Annotated in this window: 21 protein-coding genes; 2 read left to right on the top strand and 19 right to left on the bottom strand. The window is 63.2% G+C overall.

Going from position 1 to position 22,605, the window contains the following annotated elements; all coding sequences use genetic code 11:
* Positions 1–188: 188 nt before the first annotated feature.
* A complete protein-coding gene (locus tag K7711_RS43645; RefSeq protein ID WP_222978424.1) occupies positions 189–1,037 on the bottom strand; it encodes a lysophospholipid acyltransferase family protein in 849 nt (282 codons plus the stop codon).
* A gap of 360 nt (positions 1,038–1,397) precedes the next feature.
* Here K7711_RS43645 and K7711_RS43640 point away from each other — a divergent pair, with 360 nt between their 5' ends.
* A complete protein-coding gene (locus K7711_RS43640) occupies positions 1,398–1,988 on the top strand; it encodes a hypothetical protein (RefSeq protein WP_222978423.1) in 591 nt (196 codons plus the stop codon).
* Positions 1,989–2,057: 69 nt separating this feature from the next.
* On the opposite strand, the gene K7711_RS43635 is transcribed toward K7711_RS43640, so the two are convergent.
* The 17 genes from K7711_RS43635 to K7711_RS43555 form a co-directional block, all read right to left on the bottom strand.
* On the bottom strand, positions 2,058–2,801 hold the full coding sequence (locus K7711_RS43635) for a maleate cis-trans isomerase family protein (protein WP_222978520.1): 744 nt from the start codon (positions 2,799–2,801) through the stop codon (positions 2,058–2,060).
* A 316-nt stretch (positions 2,802–3,117) separates the two neighbouring features.
* Complete coding sequence (locus K7711_RS43630) at positions 3,118–3,609, bottom strand: hypothetical protein (protein ID WP_308015210.1); 492 nt, start codon at positions 3,607–3,609, stop codon at positions 3,118–3,120.
* 151 nt (positions 3,610–3,760) lie between these two features.
* Positions 3,761–4,720: an MlaD family protein gene (locus K7711_RS43625; RefSeq protein ID WP_222978419.1), complete on the bottom strand. Its 960-nt coding sequence runs from the start codon at positions 4,718–4,720 to the stop codon at positions 3,761–3,763.
* Entirely contained in the window at positions 4,717–5,736 is a 1,020-nt protein-coding gene (locus tag K7711_RS43620; protein ID WP_235748718.1) for an MlaD family protein, read from the bottom strand. The genes K7711_RS43625 and K7711_RS43620 overlap by 4 nt, the downstream gene beginning before the upstream one ends.
* Before the next feature lie 77 nt (positions 5,737–5,813).
* A complete protein-coding gene (locus tag K7711_RS43615; protein WP_222978417.1) occupies positions 5,814–6,950 on the bottom strand; it encodes an MlaD family protein in 1,137 nt (378 codons plus the stop codon).
* Positions 6,920–7,963, bottom strand: coding sequence for an MlaD family protein (locus K7711_RS43610; protein ID WP_222978415.1), 1,044 nt, complete (start codon positions 7,961–7,963; stop codon positions 6,920–6,922). The genes K7711_RS43615 and K7711_RS43610 overlap by 31 nt, the downstream gene beginning before the upstream one ends.
* Positions 7,951–8,958, bottom strand: a complete 1,008-nt coding sequence (locus K7711_RS43605; RefSeq protein WP_222978413.1) for an MlaD family protein — start codon at positions 8,956–8,958, stop codon at positions 7,951–7,953. Before K7711_RS43605 ends, K7711_RS43610 begins: the two co-directional genes overlap by 13 nt.
* The gene (locus K7711_RS43600) at positions 8,955–9,986 is read right to left on the bottom strand and encodes an MlaD family protein (protein WP_222978411.1); all 1,032 of its coding nucleotides are present in this window, start codon (positions 9,984–9,986) and stop codon (positions 8,955–8,957) included. Before K7711_RS43600 ends, K7711_RS43605 begins: the two co-directional genes overlap by 4 nt.
* Before the next feature lie 18 nt (positions 9,987–10,004).
* The gene (locus K7711_RS43595) at positions 10,005–10,862 is read right to left on the bottom strand and encodes an ABC transporter permease (protein WP_222978407.1); all 858 of its coding nucleotides are present in this window, start codon (positions 10,860–10,862) and stop codon (positions 10,005–10,007) included.
* Positions 10,862–11,704 carry an MlaE family ABC transporter permease gene (locus K7711_RS43590; RefSeq protein WP_372460259.1) on the bottom strand — a complete coding sequence of 281 codons (843 nt, stop codon included), beginning with the start codon at positions 11,702–11,704 and terminating at the stop codon, positions 10,862–10,864. Before K7711_RS43590 ends, K7711_RS43595 begins: the two co-directional genes overlap by 1 nt.
* Positions 11,705–11,828: 124 nt before the next feature.
* On the bottom strand, positions 11,829–12,794 hold the full coding sequence (locus K7711_RS43585) for a fumarylacetoacetate hydrolase family protein (RefSeq protein WP_222978402.1): 966 nt from the start codon (positions 12,792–12,794) through the stop codon (positions 11,829–11,831).
* An 18-nt stretch (positions 12,795–12,812) separates the two neighbouring features.
* A complete protein-coding gene (locus K7711_RS43580; RefSeq protein WP_222978400.1) occupies positions 12,813–13,322 on the bottom strand; it encodes a DUF2505 domain-containing protein in 510 nt (169 codons plus the stop codon).
* Between the two features lie 63 nt (positions 13,323–13,385).
* On the bottom strand, positions 13,386–14,852 hold the full coding sequence (locus K7711_RS43575) for a hypothetical protein (RefSeq protein ID WP_222978386.1): 1,467 nt from the start codon (positions 14,850–14,852) through the stop codon (positions 13,386–13,388).
* Positions 14,853–14,961: 109 nt separating this feature from the next.
* Entirely contained in the window at positions 14,962–15,315 is a 354-nt protein-coding gene (locus K7711_RS43570) for a DoxX family protein (protein ID WP_222978385.1), read from the bottom strand.
* A gap of 58 nt (positions 15,316–15,373) precedes the next feature.
* The gene (locus K7711_RS43565) at positions 15,374–17,185 is read right to left on the bottom strand and encodes an AMP-dependent synthetase/ligase (protein ID WP_222978384.1); all 1,812 of its coding nucleotides are present in this window, start codon (positions 17,183–17,185) and stop codon (positions 15,374–15,376) included.
* A complete protein-coding gene (locus K7711_RS43560; protein WP_222978383.1) occupies positions 17,182–18,846 on the bottom strand; it encodes an FAD-dependent monooxygenase in 1,665 nt (554 codons plus the stop codon). The genes K7711_RS43565 and K7711_RS43560 overlap by 4 nt, the downstream gene beginning before the upstream one ends.
* A 60-nt stretch (positions 18,847–18,906) precedes the next feature.
* Complete coding sequence (locus tag K7711_RS43555) at positions 18,907–19,554, bottom strand: TetR/AcrR family transcriptional regulator (RefSeq protein WP_235748730.1); 648 nt, start codon at positions 19,552–19,554, stop codon at positions 18,907–18,909.
* A 168-nt stretch (positions 19,555–19,722) separates the two neighbouring features.
* Between K7711_RS43555 and K7711_RS43550 the strand changes: the two genes are divergently transcribed.
* The gene (locus K7711_RS43550) at positions 19,723–20,844 is read left to right on the top strand and encodes a VOC family protein (protein WP_222978373.1); all 1,122 of its coding nucleotides are present in this window, start codon (positions 19,723–19,725) and stop codon (positions 20,842–20,844) included.
* A gap of 713 nt (positions 20,845–21,557) precedes the next feature.
* On the opposite strand, the gene K7711_RS43545 is transcribed toward K7711_RS43550, so the two are convergent.
* Entirely contained in the window at positions 21,558–22,070 is a 513-nt protein-coding gene (locus K7711_RS43545; protein ID WP_372460258.1) for an AAA family ATPase, read from the bottom strand.
* Positions 22,071–22,605 lie beyond the last annotated feature (535 nt).

The raw sequence follows: 22,605 nt of genomic DNA, 5'->3' as shown, positions 1-22,605 counted from the left end.
GAACGCGGCGCCACCGACGATCAAAACGGCACTCACCGCGCGAACGCGATCCGGTGCATCATAGGCAGCTTTCACGGGTCCTCGGCGACATGGTCAAACTCTAGCATGAAATTGACAGTCGACAACTTCGTGACGGGACTTGTTCCCACGGAAAGCAGGCCCCTCGTCGCGGTAAGGATTCAGTAGTCTCAAGTCGCCGCATTGAGCCAGCGACGCAGCGGACTGCCGCACGCCGATTGCGCACGCCGGCGCTCGAGTCCGTGCGTAATCGCGGACTCGACCGCCTCGACAACGACGGCCCTGGCCTGCAACATAGCGTCAAGATCATCGGTCCGATCGCGATAATCTGAGAGATCGATCGGCGCACCGTACGTGATATGGAACGGCTGCGGTTTAGGAATCGGTGTCAATCCGATGCCGCGCACAATCGGCGGTAGTTCATCGCAATTACGAAACAAACCCGCCGCCACACCGCTTCGCACAATAGATCTCCCAAACGAGCACACTCGGTAATCATCGGCATCGAAGACGTAATCGAAGGCGTCGTCCGCACCGGCAACCCCAACCGGAGTGATCGAGTATCCCTCCTCGACCGCCAGACGCACGAAACCGGTGCGCTGCTTCCACACCAGCCGATACCGCTCGCTACGAGTCTTGAATACCTCGCGCTGCCCGCCAGGGAAGACCAGGACATCCTGACCGTTTCGCATGAGGGCTCGGGTAATTTCACGGTCTCCCACGACCGACCCCATCGCCGTCAACATATCCCGCCAGCCGGGGATACGCATGTGCAGACGATCGGCCAGTGAACGAGGCATGCTGCCCCGCGCCCGGAATACCCCATACAGGCTCAGCAGCACCTCTCCGGTTCCCCACACGGCATGGTTCGCTACGTACAGCGTAGGGCGATCCTGCGACAAGTTCTCCGCTCCATAGAATGTCGGAGAAAACCACCGCACCCAGGGAGAGAACGCCAGATTTACCAGGTTGTCCGACGGCTGGGTCCAGGCTAGAGCATTCCGTATCGAATCGGTCACTGCACCCTCACACCCTAGGACCGGATGCGTAGAAGAGTCTGTGTGATACATGCGACGGCTCCACATTTCTCGGTTCGAGTGTTCCATCGCCCCAACTCGAGCCGCCGTCATTGCCGGACGTTGGAGAGACGATCGGTGACTATATTTCGTCCGCAAAATCCAGACGCCTGATCCGCTGCCCTCGAAGGAGCCCGCCCGAACCACGTCCGGATGCTGGCCTTCCCCGAGACAAGCTGTCGGCGTTACGTCATCATCATAACTAAGTTGCCAATTGACAACAATAAAGGTTGGCCAGTGTCACATGCCGCCACCTCACCGGCGGCCTGGACTCGCTCCACAGCGAACCGGCACGATGATTCAATGGAACCATCCGAAGGCGAGGGTGACATTCCGCCGAAGACCGCGCGACCACTATCCGACGCCGAGATAGCCACCATGTCGTCACATGAGCGGCGTGAACTCATCAGGCGTCTGCGAGTGCTGGATGAGCGGGCAGCGGCACCGCGGCCCGAGCTGCTCCGGCTGTATCGACGATTCCGGCTGGGAGCGCTGGCAGGCGGCTCGGTGGCGATGATTCCGTGGATCGTCTTTCTCGCCGTGACGCTTCCTACCTCATATAACGCACGAAACTGGTCGGTGGTCTGGGTTGGTTTCGACGTGCTATTGGTCGCGATGATGGCGGCAACGGCCTACCTCGGCGGCCGACATCGTCAGGTGGTGATGCTGCCCGCATTCGGGACCGGCTTGCTGCTGTTGGTCGACGCCTGGTTCGACATCATGACCTCCGGCTCGCGGGACGTGTGGATCTCGGTAGGAACGGCCGTACTTGGCGAGATTCCACTAGGCGTTCTGCTGATCGCGAGCGCGCTGCTGATTTTCCGGTTTCTCATACTCTCACATCCATTGCACGATCCAGTGAAGAGTCCATGGCGTATGAAGATGCCGTTCTGATTCACCGCGGGATCGTTCGCTCGCCCTGCCTCCGGACGTCCGCGCGTCCGGTCGGACCGACCATCAACTCTACGGTGCCAAGAAGAGTGCGCCGGTATCAGCCGCGACAGCTGGCCGGCCCAGCCGTTCCAGCATCTGCCATGCGGTCGCCGTCGCCGCGGTGATGACCGGAACACCCAGTGCTGCTTGAACTTCCGGGATCACATGCAGCGATGGCATCTGGACACACGCCGAGAGCACAACGACATCGACGTCACGAATGTCCAGGCTCATGGCGACGCCTTTCAACCCCGCCGGGTCGAGCTTGCCCACCGCAAGATTGTCGTCGACCTCTAGGCTGATCGCGTCCTGGACTTCGATGCCCTCGGCTTCGATATAGCCGGCAACCTTCGCCGTGAGGGGCTTGGGGTACGGCGTGACGATCGCCGTCTTCTTCGCACCGAGATGATGCAGTCCTGCGATCAGTGCGCCCGCACTGGAAACGACGCCGCCTGCTTGATGGTACTCGGCGACCTCGGCGAGTCGGCGTTCGATGCCGCGGTGGACACCGGGCCCCTGGGACATGATCGCAATCAGGAACGCGTAAGCGATCACATCCACCTCCGCGTCGGACAACTCGAATGCCGCCCGCTCGACCTCGTCGTCGGTAGCTGCGAGTTCCTCCGACGTTACGGTCGTCATCCGCATCCGGCTGGAATGGAGGGTGAAACTGTGACCAGTCCGACGAGACACCCGATGCAGGATAATCGGAAGCTCTGTCTCCATGGTGGTGTTCGAGCTGGGAACGAGCAGGCCGATGCGATGGCTGAACATCTTCTCCTCCACGTCGATCGAGGTCCCTGGGCGGCAGTCGTCGGTGTTGCCGGTGCCGAGCCTAGTCCCGACGATCAAAATTTCACATGTGATTATGTGATTTGATCGAAATCTCGCCCGTACGGCCACCGAACGGGCGTCGGCTACCGGACAAGAAGTTCGCGCAGATCAGAACCAGACCCGCGCGTAGGCCATACGCGCGACGTGTCGTTCGGCGCACACCACACTCGGACCGCTTCGCCCACGCAACGTGTCACCGGTGTTATTCCGTCGAGACGAATCCGGCCCCCACAGCGGGCATCGGAGACGCCCCGCCTCATTTCACCGGCAGCGCGGCGTCCATACCGCCGACGTCAGTGATCTGCCAGTTGTTGTTGCCGTCGACGGTGACGTCGTAGGTGACGGTTGTCTGTGCTCCGTTGGGCGTCTGCGCGTTGGTCGAGGAGACATTGAGGAAGACGTTCACCTTGTAAACGCCGCCATTATCCGAACTGACCACGGAGCCAATGGGATTGGCGGTCGAGGTCCATTGCAGGGGGACGAGGATGTCCTGCAGTTTCGGTGCGGTGGCATCGAACTTGTTGGCCAGCGGTGGAGCGGTGTGTGCCTTCAGCTTGACCTGCCAGGCATTGAGGTCGTGGAAGTCGATCGTGGAGGCGCCGACGGCGTAGTCGGTGGCAACCTGTTGGGCATGCGCACGGTCGGCCGCAGTGTGATCACGATCAGACAGTTCGTGCCGCACCGATACCAGTGACCATGCCAGCACGCTCGCGGCGATGAGCCCGGCGACGGCCAGCGCGGCGCTCACCACCGTCGACAGGGGCAGCGAGACAGTGGTTTGCCGGCGTGGACCGATGGCGGGTGTGACAGGTGTCGGATCTGCTGCGTCGCTCGGTGTTTCGGTGACCTGATCGTTGTCCGTCGTCTGGGTCGACATGCTTCTCCAATGGGGTGGGACATTACTTGAGGTGAATCTGCAGGGGTATCGAGCCGTCGGCGGTGGTGGCGTCGAGTGCCTGGGAGATCAGTGCGCTGAGATCGATGTGCGGCACGGTGTTCGTGGTGGTCGCGACGAGGGGTGCGATGGCCGGGGCGAGGGTCTTCAGGTCGGGGCCGATCTTGTCCAGGTAGGCGGAGGTGTAGTTGAGGAATGGGATCAGACCGTTGCCGTCGGTGTACTGGCCGAGATTCCGGTTGTGCCGGACGAAGTCGCCGATCACCTCGGTGAGTCCGTCGAACCGAGTGCCGAGGAGGCCCCACAGGGGGCCGGCGGCGGCCATCGAAGGGCCCGTCCAACTCATGTCGCCGCCCATCGTTTGCAGGTCGGTGAGCAGACTGTGGATCTGCGGGGTGCGGCTCAGGACGGTGGCGGCGAGCAGGTCGGTCGAGCGAGCCAACTGCGGAACGGTCGTATCGGTCTTCGCGAGGGCCTGATCCAGGGTGTTGATCAGCGAGGCGATGGCGCTGGGATCCAGCTGGTCCAACAAGGTGGTGACAGTGCGTGCGAGCTGAGGGATCGATGTCGGCATGCGAACGGTGTGTGCGTCGATCACCTGTCCGTCCCGCAGATACGGACCGCTGTCCGTGGTGGGAACGAATTCGACATACGGCTCCCCCAGCGCGGACAGCGATTCGATGCGAGCGGTGCTGGCGACCGGGATTCGGTACGTATCGTCGATCCGAAGCCGAACCTGGACCCCCGTAGTCGTGTTGTCCACGTTCGTGACCCGGCCGACGGGAATACCTGTGAGCAGTACGGGCGAGCCGTCAGCCAGACCGCCGGAGTCGGTGAGGACCATAGTTGTGGTGGTAAAGCTGCGGAACCAGTCGACTCGGGCCACGCCGAAGGTCAGATATGAAGCGCCGAGGATAAATACCATGGCGATGGCGCCGAGTGAGGCGACAGTGGCGGTTTTCAACGCACTGCTCCGATCATGCGCAGCGTCGCGAGGATCCGGTCGACTTGATCGGCGGCAGGCACCGAGGTCGCCCCCGCCGATGCCACGTTGACGCCGGTGATGTCGACCTTCGGGCTCGCGGCAAAGGGAATCACCTTGTCGCGCAGCAACGCGACAAGCTTGTTCAAATTCGAGGGGGCGTTGAGGTCCAGCGGGTGGTCGGTCAACGCCAGCGGTACGAACGCGCTTGCCGCGGCGTCGCCGGAGGCCACCAGCGGGCCCAGCCATACCCAATCGTGTGCGACACCGCCGAGGTTGCTCAGGACCTTTATGACATCGGCCAGGGAGGCGACGGCACCGGTGACGTGTGTTGCGCTCTGCGGGGTCAGCAAGTCGTTCAGCTCTGGGCCGTCATCATGGAATACGTGCGTATCGGCGGTGGCGGCGGAAAGGAACCGGTCCACCTGGCCGAGGTTCGCCGATACGTCCTCGAGGTCGGAGCCGACGACATCGAAGGCATGCGCGGTATCGACCGGGTTCTGCGGAAGCACCCGGTTCATCCGGTCCACGATGTTCTGGAACTGATTGACCGCTCCGCTGTTGAAGAAGGTCGCCATGCCGGACATGAGATCCTCGATCTGCAGTGCCGGAATGGTGTGTGAGAGCGGGATAGTGCCGCTCGATCCGATGGTTTTCGCCGCACTGTGGGCAGGGGTGGTGAGAGCGATGAAGACGTCGCCCAGGACGGTGTTCTGCCGTAGTTGCGCTGTGGTGTCGACTGACAGTTTCACCGTGTCGCTGATACGGACATGCGCGGTGACGTACCCCGGTCGCCCCGCGGATGCGTCGACGATATCCACGCGGGTCAGTTCGCCGACCTTCGCGCCGCCGGCGACGACCTTGGCGCGAGCAGGCAAATTGAGCGCGCTGGCGAACTCGATCTGCATTTGGTAAGTCCCACCGGAAATCTCGACACCGGGCAGCGGAACCGATGAGGGGTCGAAACTGCAGCCGGCGCCGCCGACGCCGACCACCATGGCCGCAACCGCGGCGACCGCGGCACGGGCGGTGCGGATGCCGCGGCGCCGGCCCATGTTGTTGTGAGGGTTCGATGTCATCGTGCGCCCGCCATTCCCAGGACGAGTGGGACCAGGGGGACGGACACCGATGTCCCGGCGGCATCAGTGCAGCGGCCCGGCGTGATCGCATTGATCGCATCGCATAGGGACTTCGACTGTTGTACGGGGAGAGCGATTTTCGGCGAGGCATAGATCAGCGAGACCTCGTGGCTGACCGGATCGATCGATTTGCTGAAAGCCGTTGTGATGGGGGGGATCATCGTGATGATGTCCTGCAGGGTGCCGACATGGGCGGCGAGAAACCGCACCGCCGGCACGGTCGCGTCGAGACCACGTCGGATCAGGCTCCCGTAGAGAGTTGTTATCTCGTTGAAGATCGGCAGGAACTGAAACAGCGAACTGAGAATCTCGATCACCGGCGCCACAAGTTGGTTATCGATCTGGTTCAGTACCGGGGCGAAGCGGGTGAGCATGGACTTGATGTCGTTCCACCCGCCCGCGGTGCTGGCGGCCAGGCTGGTCAACGCGTCGACGATGGCGCCGATGTGCCCGATTGCCGCGTCGGGTGAGGCGAGGGCGACACCAAGCTTGTGAATGATCGCGTTGATGCGTGGCCCCAGATCGGTCGTCGAATTGTTGAGGGCGGCAATGCCGTTACCGACTTGATTCTGGTCGGAAGGATTTCCACCGCCATCGAGCTCGTCGGCCAGCTTGTTCAGCGCATCGAAGGTTTGGCTCATGCTCTTGGGTGTGAGTGTGTCGGTGATGCAGGTGTGGGCGTCCCAATGCCCTTTACCTGCGCGATCACCCAGCACCGCGAGGTCGCGATCGGCGACCAAGGTTTGTGACACGGTGGTCGCCGCAGCATCGGCGGGTACCGGATAGCGCGCGTCGACAGTGAAATCTACGCGCACATGCGGTCCTTGCGGCGCGATGCTCGTGACGGTGCCGACGGGCATCCCGAGCATGGTGACGTGATTTCCGGTATACAGACCGATCGAGTCGGGCATGAGCGCGCAGTAGGACAACGTCTTGTGCGCCGGATGCACGATAAGTACGTAAGCAGCTGTGACCAGCGCCGTGAGCACCACCACGCTGATGACCGAGATGAAGCCCCTGGAAGCAAGGATCCGATGCAGCATCAGCAGGACCTCCCCGGCACCGGAATACACAACCCGGCACCCTGGATCGTCCCGGCTGATTGATCAATGGTGGGGCCGCTGTTACCGGCGGCGGCGTGGGTACGCAATTGCTCGCCCAGAGTATGGACCCGGTCGATCACCGTCCCCAACCTGTCGAGTACCTGTTCCAGCGGGGGGACAGCCTGCGCCAATCGTTCCGCCATCGGTTGCAGTGTGCTGTGCCAGGACGGCGCGATTGCGGCGATCCGGGAGAACAGTACGCCGGTATGGTCGATAGCCAGCTGGATTTCGGCCCGCTTGTCGATGAGCAGAGTCTCGACGAGATCGACACTGTGGATCAAACGGCCGAAGACTGATTTGGCGTTGGTGATCGCGGTGAGGTACTCGTCGACCAGCGCCAGTGTCCTGGAGATGTCGTTGTTCTGCCGGACCATGATGTCCATGAGAGAGTCGATGGCAGTCCCCATCTCCCGCAGCCCGTCCGGGGTCTTGGTCAGTGCGCTCTCGAGAGCGGAAAAGTTCTTACGGAGGGTGTCCCCGTCCACATCGTGAACCGGCTGGGCGGCGTCCTGGAAAGCCTGCATCAGGCTGTAGGGCAACCGGACATGATCGGCGGGTATCGTCCCCGCCCCGAGGGGGTGAGTGCCTGCCAGAGTGAGTGCGACATAGTGGCCGCCGACGAACGTCAACATACGAATGTCGAGGGAACTCTGGTCACCGACGAATACCTTGCCGGCGACTGTGAACGCCATGTCGACGTGGTCGGGCAACAGCGTCAGTTCGGTTACTTTGCCGACCGGGACGCCGGCCACACGCACGTCGTCGCCCACCCTGACCGCGCCCGCCTCCGGCAACCGGGCTTGGTAGGTCGTCTTGCCCAGGGGCAGAACGTAGATCACGCCAGTGGCGACGAGCGCGATGACAATGACCACGACACCGAGGATTCCGAGCCGCAGGTCCGTCCACACCAGGTGCGGCCGTCGGAGCCGACTGATGAATTGCGACGCCAGCTTCCGGACCCAGTTATCGGTCAGCGGTTGCATATCGAGATCCTCTGCCCGTGAAGGAGAACCTGCACCATCCCGGGCACGGGGGCGGCGCCATGGGAGCAGGTGGAGTTGATGTCCGGTCCCGGCGCACCGACCATTGTGTTGAGGGACTGCAACAATCCGGGTAGTGCGCCCAGAACGTCGAGGGCTTGTTTCGGATCCGGAAAGGCCTTGTGAACCAAGGTAGTCAAGTCGGTGTTCGGGTCGGGGGTGAATCCCAGTGTTGCGGCGAGGTGGTCGAGCGGCAGCAGGACGGGAGGAATGGTCAAGGCGTAGTCGACCATTCCATCGATCTTCTGCTGGAGCGCGGCCCAGACGTCGGCAAGACCGGTGATGAGTGTGATCAGCTGTGGTGAGCGACCACTGATTTGGTCGGAAATGGATTGCAGGTTGTGTACCAGTGTGGAGATGACGTGCTGGCGATCGGTGACATAGCGGCTGAGACTGTCGATCGCGTCCAGAGCCGGGCCCAGGCCGTTTCCATTGCCCTGGACCACCGCGAGAATGCTCTGCGCGAACTGGTTCAGTGCGCCCGGAGAGAATTCCGCGAGCACGGGCTGCAGTCCGTTGAACAGCGAAGTGATATCGAACGACGGCAAGGTGTTACCGACGTCGATCGTCGCGCCCGGCGCCAAGGGGCGGCCGGCACGCTGCGGCTGCTGGATATCGATATAGCGCTGGCCGGTCAAATTCTGATAGCGGATGGCCAGCATCGTATTGTCGAAGACGGTATGTCCGCGGCCGATCGTCAGGCGAACCCCCGCAATACTGCCATCGAGAGCGACGGATCCGACCTTGCCGACCGCGACCCCGTACATGCGGACGTCATCGCCGGTCTTCAAGCCGCTGGCATCGGTGAATCGAGCAGTGTAGAAGTCGGTTTCACCGCCGACAGGTCGTGTGATCGCCGCAATGATCGCCGCGAACATCACGGCGATCACAGCCGTGAACGCTACGAGCCGAACCACAACGCGAGTTGTCGATGTCATCTCGATCCCGTCTGGACAGGCGCCGGGCCGAGCAGCGGGATCGCGACCGCGGGAACATCGTGGAGAGTCAGACGCAGGTTCAGCGTGGGGCCTGCGGGCGTTTCGGCGAAATCCCGGTTCAGACGATCGAGCAGTTGCGTGAGCTCGGCGCTCGATCGTTGCGGTGTCGGCACGGTCGAGGCGATTGTGCTCAGTAGGGGTGTCAGCATGGTTGTGTAGTCGCCGAGATTGCGATGCATGGACACACCGAGTTGTCCCAGTGCGGGCCAGAGCTTGTCGACGATCATGGCCACACCGGCGTCGAACAGAGGTTTGTCGTTGCGCAGGACCTCGATGTTGTTGATGTGATCGAGCAGCTTGATTGTTCCGTCGATCATCGGCGCCGCTCCGTCCAGCGTTGAGCTGTACTGCTGGATGAGATAGGACGACGCATATCGCTGGGTGTCGGCGATCGACTGTGCGGTGACGACGATGGTTTGCAGAAGCGGGGTGAAGGCCCGCAAATCGATCGCTGCCTGCCGCAGCACGTCGGCGAATTGGGGTGTCAGCACCTGGGTTGCGGTCTGGGTCAGGGACCGGATCAGACTTCCCATCGTGGCGTCATCCACGCGACCGGACTGGCGGCCGGTGAGGTCGATGGTCGCGTTGTCGGACAGCGGAGCCCCTCCCGGACCGTAGCGCAGCTCGACGACGCTGATGCCAAAGGTATTGGCCGGGGCGTACTCGATTCCGAGGCTGTCGTCGAGCCCGTGCAACTCTGAGCGGTTCAGGCTCAAAGTTATCCGCTGGCGGTCCCCGCCGAGGGGTTCGATGCGGTCGACCTGCCCGACGTCCACCCCGCGCAACTGCACATGTGACCCGGTGTCGATGCCGTCACCGATCAGCTCGGTCTGCAAGCTCACGTGCAGGCGATGATCGCCGCGCAGGTGGTCGAAAGCTGTCCAGCCGACCACGACCAGGGCGACGATCGTGATCGCGGCGGCGCCGGTTCGCAACGACCGCCCGCAGTCACCGGTTGTTCCGGGCAATCCGTAGTTCCTCATCGCCTACCCCGTGAACTTGATCGGTGAATTGAATCCCCACAGCGCCAGCGTCAGCAGCATGTCGACGCCGATGATGGCCACGAAGCTGGCACGCACCGCCCGCCCGGAGGCGATGCCAACCCCTTCAGGTCCGCCCGTGGCGAAAAACCCCTGGTAGCAATGGATCAGGATCACCACGACGGCGAGGGCGAGGATCTTGACCGCGGCAGCGATCATGTCGCCACCACTAACGAACTGGAAGAAGTAGTGGTCGTAGACGCCGCCGGCCTCACCGTGGATGGTCACGATCACGGTGGCGCAAGACAGATAACTCAGGATGAGGGCGACCAGGAAGGTCGGGACGATCGCGACCGCACCGGCGATCACCCTGGTGGTGACCACGAACGGAATCGACCGCAATCCGAGCGATTCCAGCGCGTCGATCTCCTCGGAGATCCGCATGGAACCTATTTCCGCCGTCATCCGGCATCCCGCCTGCGAGGCGAAACCGATTGCCGCGGCGATCGGCGCGAGTTCCCGAGTGGTGGCGAAAGCCGACACGATACCGGTGAGGGGGCCGATCCCGATCATATCCAACGTCGCATAGGACTCGATCCCGACCAGCGCGCCCATGGCGGCGCCCAGCACGATCAGCATCGGGACGGTGCCGCCACCGACGATCAATGACCCTCTCCCCCAGGTCATATCGGTGATCCGGCGCATCGTTTCGGCGCGATATCGGTGTGCGGTCTCAGGGATCGAAGACAGCGCCTGCCAGACGAATTCGAGCACGAAGCCGACGGACTCCACCGGCGCCGCCCCTTGCCGCCTTGCTCGGATCAACCACCGAAGGCCGGGGGGGACGTATGTCGACGGGGTCATTACGCCACCCTCACCGGCAGGAACAAGTCTGCCAACTGCGAAATCAACAGGTTCACCAGGATGATCGAGACAACCGACAACACGACGGCGGCATTGACACCGTCAGCGACACCGCGAGGCCCGCCGCGCGCCTCCATGCCGCGCTGACAGGCGATGACCACGACAAGGAATCCGAAGATGATCGACTTGGCCAGTGATACAACGATATCGGCGACGACCGTGAACGATCCGAAAGTCGCCCAATAGCTTCCAGGCGTGACTCCCTGTGAGAAGACCGCGACGACATATCCGGCGACCACGCCGGCGAACATGATCAGCACGTTCAACAGCGGGGCGACGATGATCATCGCGGCCATACGAGGGACAACCAGGCGGTGGATGGGGTCGACTCCCATGACCCGCAGCGCGTCGATCTCCTCGCGAATCGTGCGGGCACCCAGATCTGCGGCGATGGCGGCCGCGCCCGCACCGCCCAGCAGCAGCCCGGTCGCAATCGGCGCGCCCTGCTTGACGACACCGAGCCCACTGGCCGCCCCGAGCAGCGCGTCCGCGCCCAGGTTCTTGATCAGGTTGCCGACCTGTACGGAAACGATCACACCGAACGGGACGGCCATCAAGATGGCCGGCAGTGCCGTCACGGCGACGAGGAACCAGCAGACCTGGAGCATTTCACGCCATTGGAACCGCAACCGGATCGTATCGGTCGCGATCCCCCGCAACGCGTCGAGCCCCAGCCGAACGACGCGACCGAAGGTTTCCAAGCCGGAAATGACAGTGCCGGTCAGATTCGTGCGAACGATCCGCGAAGCCGACGATGCCGGCCGGGGCGAGCTCGAAATCATCTCGGACATCGAACCTCCGCGTGCTGGCTCGACCTGTGGGACAGCCTATTTCGCGGGGCCCGGGCGCCGGTGAGATTCGGCGCAGGGATTTCGCTCGTCATTGAGCAGCTTTCGATCGTGATGGTCAGAGCGCGCGCACTATGTTGCGCTGGGTCCCCAGATCGAACGCGCCGTCCGGGGTCGAGATACCGGCCGTGACGATGTCCCCGGATTGCAGGTATCCGCTGGTACGGAGCTGACTCTTGACGAACATCGGCCAGCGCCGTGATTCCGGCAGCAGACCCGCCAACCGCTGTGCCATAGCGCTGGGGAGCTTCAGGGCGACGCCGCCCGGCGTGCCGGTGATGAGGAGATCACCGACGTCGATATCCTCGATCTGCGACAATTCGGTCAAAGTCTCGGCTGGGCCGAACACCATATCCGATGCCAGTTCGTTCTGGCGCACGGTTCCATTGACCTCGAGATGCAATCGCAGCTCTCCCCACCGCGACACCTCACCCGGATCAGGAACGGTCAGATACGGTCCGACCGGGCAGAACGTGCGGTAGCTCTTGCCCTTGTACCACTGAAGCTCGATGAGCTGGACATCACGAGCGCTGACATCGTTGGCAATCACGAACGCGCCGATATAGTCCTCGAGTTCGTCGGCGGTGACGGTGACCGGTCCGGTGATCGGCTTGCCGAGCACGATCCCCAGCTCCACCTCATAATCGAGCAGCCGGACATTCGCCGGGCGCACGATGTCATCGCTCGGACCGCACATCGATGCGCTCGACTTCGTGAAGAACATGTTGAATGCTCTGTTCGGATCCATCTTGTTCTCGATCAGATGGGTCTTGAAATTGGCGCCCTGAGCCAGTATCCGGCACGGGCGCGTCACCGGGCTGAGCAGTCGTAGGCTATCCAGTGGTAGCGGCTCGGACTTCGTGTCTTCGGCCAGCATCTGACGGGCGACCTTGACGCCCTCGCCCAGAATCTCTGCCGTCGTGTTGTATTCGGCGGGCAGCGGAAGCACATTGTCGCCGGCCACGACTCCCCAGGCGGCGTCGGTTCCCGAAGGCTGTTCGTAGCGAACCAGATTGATGCTCATGAATTTGCTCCTTCGGGCCTAAGCCGAAATGGTGCCGGTGCCCAGCCGGGTATTGATGAATTCCCCCTCGGCAGTGAGCCGTTCACTTGCCTGGTCGACCATCATCTTCTCGATCTTGGGCCCGATGAACGGGATCTTTACCTCGGCTTTCCCGGCGATCGACAGCGTCGCCCCGGTCTCGGTCACGGTCAAGGTGGCCTCGGCGATGACCGAGGCGGGGGCTCCGGTGACGGCGATCTCGATCACCGCACGGTAACCGTCTCCGGTCTTGGTCCAGGTCTCCGACTTGGTGCCGTGTGCGTTGGACGGCAGCATGTTCCGCAGCGGCCCGGGCAGAATCGCTGCCGGGACCGGGCTCTCGGAGATCACCGTCAGCTCGGCGTCCTCGACCCTGTGAACCAGAACAACGGCCTGGGGCCCGTTCACCGATTGCACGCAGGCAGTGACGAAGTCACGGTCGCGAAGCAGATCCAGGACTGCCTCCGGCGACGCCGAAAACGATTGTGTGACACTCAATTGCGTCGCCATCAGGTTATTTCCTGTCTCGTCGCCGCCCAAGGTCGAACCGGGCGGCGACGTTGAACCAGTGAATCAGTGGGACGGGGCGGGGCACTTCAAAGTAAGAGTCCCGGTGTTGTCGACCGGCTGCGATCCCAGTCCGGTGGCCTGGATTCCCTTACCGACACACAACGTTCCGATCCGGCTGTTCTGTCCGACCAAAACCGCGGCGGTGCCCGGGGCAGTGGTGCTCACCGTTCCGGAAACATGTGCGGAATCAACCGTGCCGCCCTCGGCCACACGCAGTGCATCCGACGGAACCACCGTGTAGTGGCCGAGCACCAGGCTCGGGCCCGGCACTCCGGTCGTCTCGACGTTCCCGTCGATACCCAGGTCATTGATCGAAGCGAAGATGTCGATCGCGGGTGCACCGGCACCCTCGGTGTGGATGTCATGCATCCGGACAGTATCGATGTGGCCGGCATAGGCATTGAGCCCTCGCGACCCCACCCCGTGCGTGGTTACGGCGGCCTTGGTTGTCAGCGTGCCGATCCGCGGCCAGGTAACGATGGCGATCCCGGTCGGGCCGAACGTTTCGACCGAACCATCGTAGGTCATCGAGCCGACGTCGGAGAAGATATCGGTAGCACCAGCAGTGAGACCAGTGGTAGTGATCTGACCGCCGACGTGCAGAGTCTGGACCGGCGCCTGAGCACCCACGAGGACCGCAGCAGAGCCGACAATCGCATTCCCATTGCTCGGGTCGACCGGGGTCAGGCCGCCGTCGGTGTAGAGCGCGCCGGTGTCGATGGTGGACACCCGCACGCTACCGGAGTGCGGGTGCTGGCTGAGCTGATGGAGCACATCGCCGACCGGAGCGTTGTCCGGCGTCGGCACGGTCAGCCCGGTAGCACCGAAAACCGCAACTCCGGAGCCGAGCACAGGAGCGTTCGGCCGACCAACCGTGATACCCCGCAGATCCGCTGTCACCACCGAAGAAGCATCGGGCTGCCGGTTCCAGATCTGGAACGCGCCCTGCCTGGACTCCAGCGGACCACCGTAGAAGGTGTAGCTCGGCCTGGGCTGACTCGAGGTATCAGCGGCGACGATATCGAGACCGTCCACCGCGACATGGCCCGACCGCACCCGGCCCTGAGCCAACAACTGCACCTGCCCCGTGGTGGTCACATGAGACAAAGTCACCGTACCCAGACCGGACGCATTGGTGTCGTTGAAAATGGCCCGCTGCGCCGAATCGGCCTGGATCCGCAGTTTCGAAACAGTATTGTCACTGGAGAGCTGAACACCATCGACCGCTTTCGGAAAAACGATCGCGGCGTCGTTTGTCGTGCCGGTCAGTCGCTGCCCGGGAGCGAGAGTAATCGCCTTCGGACTGGAAATCACACCCCGCACACCGATATCGTGCGCGCAAGCATTACCAGCAGCTGCCGACAGTTCGCCAGCATTGGTCACAGTGACATTCCCGCAGCTGCCGGACACCGGCCCCGCGTACGCCTGCGCAGTGCCATAACCGGCAGCCAATACCGCGACCGCGACCACAACACGAGTGCGCTTCCTTGACTTCGCAGCCGCGGCAAGGACATGTTTCATCTGATTCCTCCTGGTCGGAGTGCCACCGCCACAAGCGGAGGCGTTCGAATATTTGATTTCAGAGGCTGAGCACACGCGTCACGATGGATGCCACAGCGAGCGCTCCGAATGCCAGCGCGGGCACCATCGCTTTGAAAGAATCTCCAGCACGCGCATGAGTGATGACCGCACCGACCATGAGCGCAACCAATCCCGCACCCGCGGCCACACCGAGCCACCCCCACGCAATCCCGATCAGCAACCCGGCGGCACCGAGCGCTTCCAGCACGCCGACCACCAGATACCGGGTGTGCGGCACGCGGAGATGATCGGCCGTAGACTTGGCTTGTTCGGCACCGAGGATCTTCGGAATCCCCGCCGCCGAGAACGCCAACGCGACGACGATCGCCAGAACAACGGCGGCGATGTACATGAGGATCTCCTTGGCGAGCATGCAACCGGGCCGGACGCCCGGGTGCGGAAAGTGATTTTCAGCCTGCGTAAAGTGCTTCGATTTCTGCAGCGTATTTCCGTGCGATCGGCCGACGTTTCAGTTTCGAGGTGGGAGTCAACTCGTCACTGTCGGTCCGCCACTCGACCGGAAGAATTGTGAAACGCTTGATCTGTTCGACCCGCGCCAGACCCGCATTAGCCTCATCGATCGCCGATTGTATGGCCGCACGCACGACCGGCTCCGTGGCCAACTGCTCAAATTTCGCGTCTGGCAGGCTGTTTGCCCGCGCGAACACTACCACTGCTTCGGGGTCGAGCACGACCAATGCAACGTTATACGGTCGGCCATCGCCGATGGCGCACGCCTGCCCGATCAGCGGGCTGCTTTCCTTTATGCGGGCCTCGATATTAGCCGGAGACATATTCTTTCCGGCGGCGTTGATGATGAGTTCTTTCTTGCGGTCGACGACATGCAAATAGCCGTCGTGGTCGAGCTGACCGATATCCCCGGTGCGCAGCCAGCCCTCCGAGTCGATCATTTCCGCGGTGGCTTCCGGCCGGTTGCGATAGCCGGCCATTATCAGCGGCCCGCGCGAGAGAATCTCACCGTCGTCGGCAAGCCGGATTTCCATGCCGGGCAGCGCCCGGCCGACGGACCCGGGCTTCAGTTCATCGGCGCGGGTCATGGTGATCAGGCCGGTGGTTTCGGACAGGCCGTAGATCTCCTGCAGTGGAATACCGAGGCCGTGGAAGAACTCGATGACCTGCGGGGGGACCGGCGCCGCTCCAGTGACGGCCACTGCGATCGCATCCAGGCCGAGACCCGCACGAATAGCCGAGCGCAGCGGTTCGCTCTGCTGCAGTTCTGTCGCAAGCGATGCACTCAACTCGCGTCCGGCCTGCCGCTCGCGGAGTGCTTCAACGCCTACCTCGAGGGCGCGGGCGAGCTGGGCCCGTACTTCGGCATTGTCGTTGGCCGCGATCTTCGTCTGGACCGCTACACGCAGCTTCTCCCACAACCGTGGTGGTGAGAACAAGATGTTCGGGCGGAACTTCGGCAAGGCCGCACCGAGCCGATCCAGCACCGGGATGCTGATGATCGAGTAGCCGACGAACATCGGCATGTAATGGCTGCAAAACCGTTCGGCGACATGAGCCATCGGCAGATACGACAGCAGGTGGTAGTCAGGATCGACGGCCATGACCTGCAGGATCGAATCAGCCACCGCCAGCATGTTGCGGTGTGTGAGCTGAACACCCTTGGGAGCGCCCGTCGTTCCCGATGTGTAGCTGATAACCGCGATGTCGTCGGACTCGACCGCCGCCGTCCGGGCATCGAGGTCGACCGCGTCGGGATCGGCGTCGATAAGCGCCGACCATGCAATGGTGGCCTCGACCGGCTCGCCGACCACGACGATCGTTTCCAGAACGGGGCCCTCGAGCTCGCGGGCCGCCAGCAAACCCGGCAACAGGGCAGGCTCGGTCACCACGACCCGGGCACCGGTATCGGTCAGCAGGTACGCCAACTGCTCGGGCGGATATGTGTTGTACATCGAGAACGTCGTAGCCCCGACAAGCAGGGCGCCGGCATCCGTCACGTGAAACTCCGGCCGGTTGCTCAGCAGCAGTCCTACGGTGTCGCCCCGTTGCACACCGAGTCCGACCAGCCCGGCCCCGGCGCGTCGTGCCTGTTCGCCGTATTCACGCCAGGTGAGGGTGAGCGTCCCGTCCTCGGTGGCCAAAGCGGGCTGGCCACCGCGGGCTTCGACCGTTGCCAGAAATGCCTCGCCGAGCGTGCGCATCGACAGCGCATCACGAACGTTCGAGGAGATAGATGCAGGGGTGGTCATCGAGTTGCCTCTTCCTGAGGTACAGCGGCGGGAACAATGACATGTCCGGTAACGGTGGCCAGGATCGCGGCCGGGTCGTCGTCGACAGATTCGCCGCGCCAGGCGACGTGGCCGTCGGGCCGAACCAGGACCAGTGCACGCTCGTAGACCGACGCGCTTCCCGCGGAGGCCTCGATGACGACGTGCTCGAAGGGAATGCCGGCGGCCCATGCGGCGGCGGCGAACTTCTCACCGCCGATGCCGCCGTGATCGACCAGCGTGAATCCGCGTGAGTACAGGCTCAGAATCGAGCGCCCGTCCGGCAATACGACGTGCGGAGCCCGCGCCCCCGGCCGTGTGGTGGGCTCATAGCGCATCGGATCCAGGGCCGGCCCCTCGCCCGCCTCACTGACGACCGCTGGCGACCCCTCGTAGCGGTAGCCGTATTCCACTCCGGGACTGCACGCCTCGCCACGACGTTCGGCAATGAACGCCGCCATCTCGTGACGATGCCGACCGCCTTCCTCGGTGTCGGCACCGATCAACTCCAGATCGACCTCGGACTGAATTTCCAGCTGCGCGCCAACATGCCGGAACGACCAGTCGCGGTTGCGTTCTGCAACCGGGCGACGTTCGGCCTCATAGCTGTCGAGCAGGGCATCACCACCCCATCCGTGCAGAACCGCAGCAAATTTCCAACCCAGATCCACCGCATCGCCGATGCCGGTGTTCATCCCATAGCCGCCGTTCGGTATCACCTGGTGGCATGCGTCACCGGCCAAGAAGATCCGGCCCTTACGGTAATGATCGGCCAGCAGCACGTTCGGCTGCCAGATCGACTGGGCCAGAATCTCATCGACTTCGACCGGCGCACCGCACACGCGATGAATGAATTCGACCGGGTCGATGTTCCCGAGCTCGGTGTCGGGTGGGACCAGCCCGTGCAACGTCCAGGTCTCCTCCTCGTCCTGGGCGATGAGGATTCCTCCCGAAGCGAAATACAAATGCCAGAACTGGCCGTGGGCCTGCAGGCGCTCGCGGTCCCGTGAACGGAAGTGAACCAGGGCAAGTGTCAGGATGCGCTCCATCCCGTCCTGCTCGATACCCAGACACGTCCGCACCCGCGAACGGGCACCGTCGCAACCTACGACATATCCAGCCGACAGCGTGCGCGCTTCTCCGGTCTCGGCGTGCACAGCCGTCACGGTGACCTCGTCATCATGCTCGGCGACATCGGTCACCCGCCACGGACGCAGGACATCGACACGCGGATTCTGCAGGCAACGACGCATCAGCACGTCCTCGGCGTACTCCTGCGAAATACGCTGCCAGGGCTGCCCCGGCAGCGTGCCATCGGTGGCTCGATCGATCCGTTCGCACATCTGAGCCACCGAAGGCTCGGACCACCGCGCGTACTCGAAACCCTCCAACGAGGAGCAGAACACGGTATCGAAGCTGAATTCCGGCGGCACGCCAGCTGCACGAAGGTCATCTGTCAGACCCAACCGGGCTAGCAATTCCATGCTGCGCGGATTGGTTTCGTCCATTTTGGGGAACTTGGTCGTCTCGGCGTGCGCCTCGACCAAGACCGAGTCGATCTCGTGATGGGCCAACTCGAGCGCGAGCACCATGCCCACCGGACCGGCCCCAACGATGACGACCGGCGCTTGGTTTCCAACCATGCGCCAACAATATGACAGATGTTGTCGGTCGTCAACAAATGAGTTGGCGGCTGGAGCGCTCTATGCCGAGCGCACCCTCAGGCCCTCGATGATCAGGTCGGCCACCAATTGCGCATGCCGGCGAACCTGGGACTGCAAGAGCGGATCCACCGGATCGAAACGACGAGCCAGCGGAGCGAGACTGAATGGTGCCGCACCCCCGTGGGCAATGAGGAAATGCAGCGTCCGCAGCGGAATCGGCCGGATCCGGCCAACCGAGACGAGATGGTCGGTCAACCGGCCAATCGGCTCAAAGAACCTGGCGACGTAGGCCTCGTAGATGTAGTCGAGGCGATCGGTATCAGAGGCGCCTTCGACGTTCATCAATGCCAGCAATTCCGGATGAGCCGCACTGAACTCCACGAACCTTCTGATCACATGATGCAACTGGTCAAGCGGATCCTCGAGGGTCGGATCCAGCAACGCACCCAGCTCTGCAACCAGGCTGCCGAACGACCAGTCGACCGCCGCCTTCCAGAGACCCTCCTTCGATCCGAAACGCTGCCTGATCAGGTTGTGACTGACCCCGAGCTCACGCTGTAGGGTTCGTACCGACACACCGGCATAGCCGTACCGCGCGAACGCACGCAACGCCGCCGACAGAATCTCTTCCCGCTCCACGGGCGATTCCCCCGCCTTCGGGCGCCCGGCCGGTTTGGGCTGAACCATCTCATTCACACGAACATGTTACCCGAGGTAATGACAACAATTTAGTTGTCGCTTGACAACAAGCTCACTCGGTTCGATGATGAGGCCCGGACAGCTGAAGAGACTCCGGCCGGTGCGCAGCGGGCATGCCACTCGGCCGGGTCACGAAAACGACAGGCCGGGACAGCGATGACGAAGACGGCACACGAAGACCTGCACAGCAACGACGGTGCGTTGCGGGGTGAACGTCCGGGCCGCGCGCCGAACCCCCTGATCAAGGTCACCGACCTCGCGTGGCTGGAATTCGAAAAACCCGACCTCGACCGCACCGAACGCTTCGCCCACGCCTTCGGGCTCACGACGGTCGAACGCACCCCACAATCGCTGTACTTGCGTGGTACCTTCGCCGGAACCCACAGCATGGTCGTGCACAAGAGCCGCAAATCCCGCTTCGTCGGCCCGGCCTTCCATGCCGCCGACGCCGGAGACATCGCCCGGCTGACCCGGCTGCCGGGCGCATCACAATCCCTACTGCGTCAACCCGGCGGCGGTACGGCGGTCACCTTGGCCGACCCGAACGGCATGCCGGTACGTGTGGTGCACGGTGTCGAGCAACTACCTCCCCTGCCCGACCAACAGCCACTCGCACTGAACTTCGGGACGAACCCCGTCCGCATCAACGCCACTCAGCGGCCACCACGGCAACCGGCGCGCGTGCAACGGCTCGGACACCTCGTGCTGCAGACTCGCAGGTTCAACAAGACGCTGGACTGGTATCTCGATACCCTCGGCATGATCGTCAGCGACTTCCTGTTCCTGGACAGCCAACGCGATCGCGGGCCCCTCATGGCCTTCGTCCGATGCGACCGCGGCAACGCCCCGGCCGATCACCACACCCTGGCCCTCGTCCTCGGCCCCTCCCTGGGGTATGTGCATTCCGCCTACCAGGTCAGCGACCTCGACGCCATGGCAGCGGGCGGGCAATTTCTCGCAGACGAGGGCTACCAGCGAGCCTGGGGCATTGGTCGGCACGTCCAGGGCAGCCAACTATTCGACTACTGGCGCGACCCGGACCATCTGATGGTCGAGCACTTCGCCGACGGAGACCTGTTCGACACCACCGTACCCACTGGATGGGCACCGATGTCGGTCAACGGGCTGGCCCAGTGGGGGCCTCCCGTCACAAAGGATTTCCTCGGCGCCAGCCCCTCTCCCGAGACCCTCCGCAACATTGTCGCCGCTCTCCGAGAGGACAACGAGATCACAGTATCTCGCCTGGTCGCCATGGTGAAGGCGATGCTTCCGCGCTGATGGTCTCATTCGCTGTCACAGGTCGGCTACGCATGGATCGCCTACCCCCGCCCCCGGCCGAAGATGACGTACACCTTCGAATACGTCTCGGGGGCCAGGTCTTCGATTACTGCGCGACAGCCGCGGCGGCGCGAAACTTCGTACGGGACTGGAAACGTAAGCATTCCGAAACAGTCGAACTGCTCACCGACGACCTCGACGGGCTCCGGCGACTACCGTGCGAACGGCTGTTCCTGCGGTGATGGAAGCGCCCCGGGCAAGACCGTACGGTTCGATGACTACACCCGCAGTTGCCCAGTCCGAATCGGCATCCGAGACCGTGCGATAGTCAACGGCCGCAAGTCGGCACCTGTTCGAACTCTGCCAGTATCTGCCGCAAGAACGGCCCCGATAGAGCTACGGATATTGTTGCGTCATAAAGAGTTTCGATAATGGGCTGGAGCTGATGGCCCGAATCGACGACGGGCCGTACCAGTTCAGCCCCGCGCAGCGCTGGAGCACCGGGGCCAGAAGCTCGGCTGCCCGCGGTGTCTGCCCACTCGCCGACAGGCAGCGCCCCCGTAGCAATTCGGCGTGCAGCAGTGCCCGCGGCCGGTTCTGGCGGGCGATCTGGCCGACCAGTTGCTCGGCTCAGCCATTGGCCAGTTCGATTGCCGCACTGGTGCCTTCGGCGAGCATGAGCCGGATTGCGGAGTCGTGGCTGAGTTCGGCGGTCATCGACAATGCGCAACGAACGAAGCGGTCTCGGCGTCGTCGAACCGCAAAGCGGCCTCGTCGATCTTGACCAGTTCATCGCGAACCCGCATCCGCCCCAGCGGCAGATGTTTCCGACTGCGACTGGTGATGATCAACTGCAGATGATGGCAGTCGCGATCGAGTAGGGACTCCATCGCGGCAACGGTGGCCAGGCTGGTCACGAGATGCCAGTCGTCGACCACCAAAGCCACCGGCTCGCCACGGTTGTGGATCTCATCGAGCAGGATGCCCAGCACGTTGCGGGCGGCATCGCTGGACCGTTCCTCCAGGATTTGAGCCAGGTCTGCAGCGACGTCGGGGTGCAAGCCACGATTCGCATCAATGACATGGGACATGAACCACACGACATTGACGTCGTCGTGATCCACGCTCAGCCACGCGACTCGGACACCTTCAAAGGCGAGGTCATCGGCCCACTGCGCAGCCAGCGTGCTCTTGCCGAAGCCGGCCGGCCCATGGATCAGCATCAGCTGCCGGGAGCGGCTCTGGCCGGAGAATCTCGAGCAGCCGCGCGCTGCACTGGCTGCCGCGAGGGCTCCGAATCAGGATCGACTCGTCCACCAGCCAAGACAACACATCAAGCGGATCCTCCCCAGCCAGATCAGCACCGCACGCTCTTCCGCGACATCGAGTTCGAACCCACCGGCAACACCGAGTGCCGGGCGCACGGCCACTGCTCGGCCCGGGTGCACAACTGGTAACTCGACGTCGATCTGCACGTGGTGGCCGGTCCGCTGCTTCTCGTAGCGCTTCCATCTCTGCCTGTAGCGTTGCGAGGCCAGCGGGCCCTTGCTGGCGCGCTGACTGCTCGGCGGGGTCAACCTGCCCATGGTCGACGGGCCCGCCGTTGGAGTAGACGTACGGGCCCGCCGTCAGATGCTCGATGAGCTACGCCGATTCGCCGGTCATGGCGCCGTAGTCGTCGCTTCCAACGACACGACGACCTGCTCGACATCTGCAGCCGCCGCATCATCTGCATGCGGGATGGTCGGCCGACAGCCGAAC

The sequence above is a fragment of the Nocardia coffeae genome, assembly GCF_019890715.1.
Classification (GTDB): Bacteria; Actinomycetota; Actinomycetes; order Mycobacteriales; family Mycobacteriaceae; genus Nocardia; species Nocardia jiangxiensis.
This window is presented reverse-complemented; position numbering and strand designations above follow the sequence as displayed.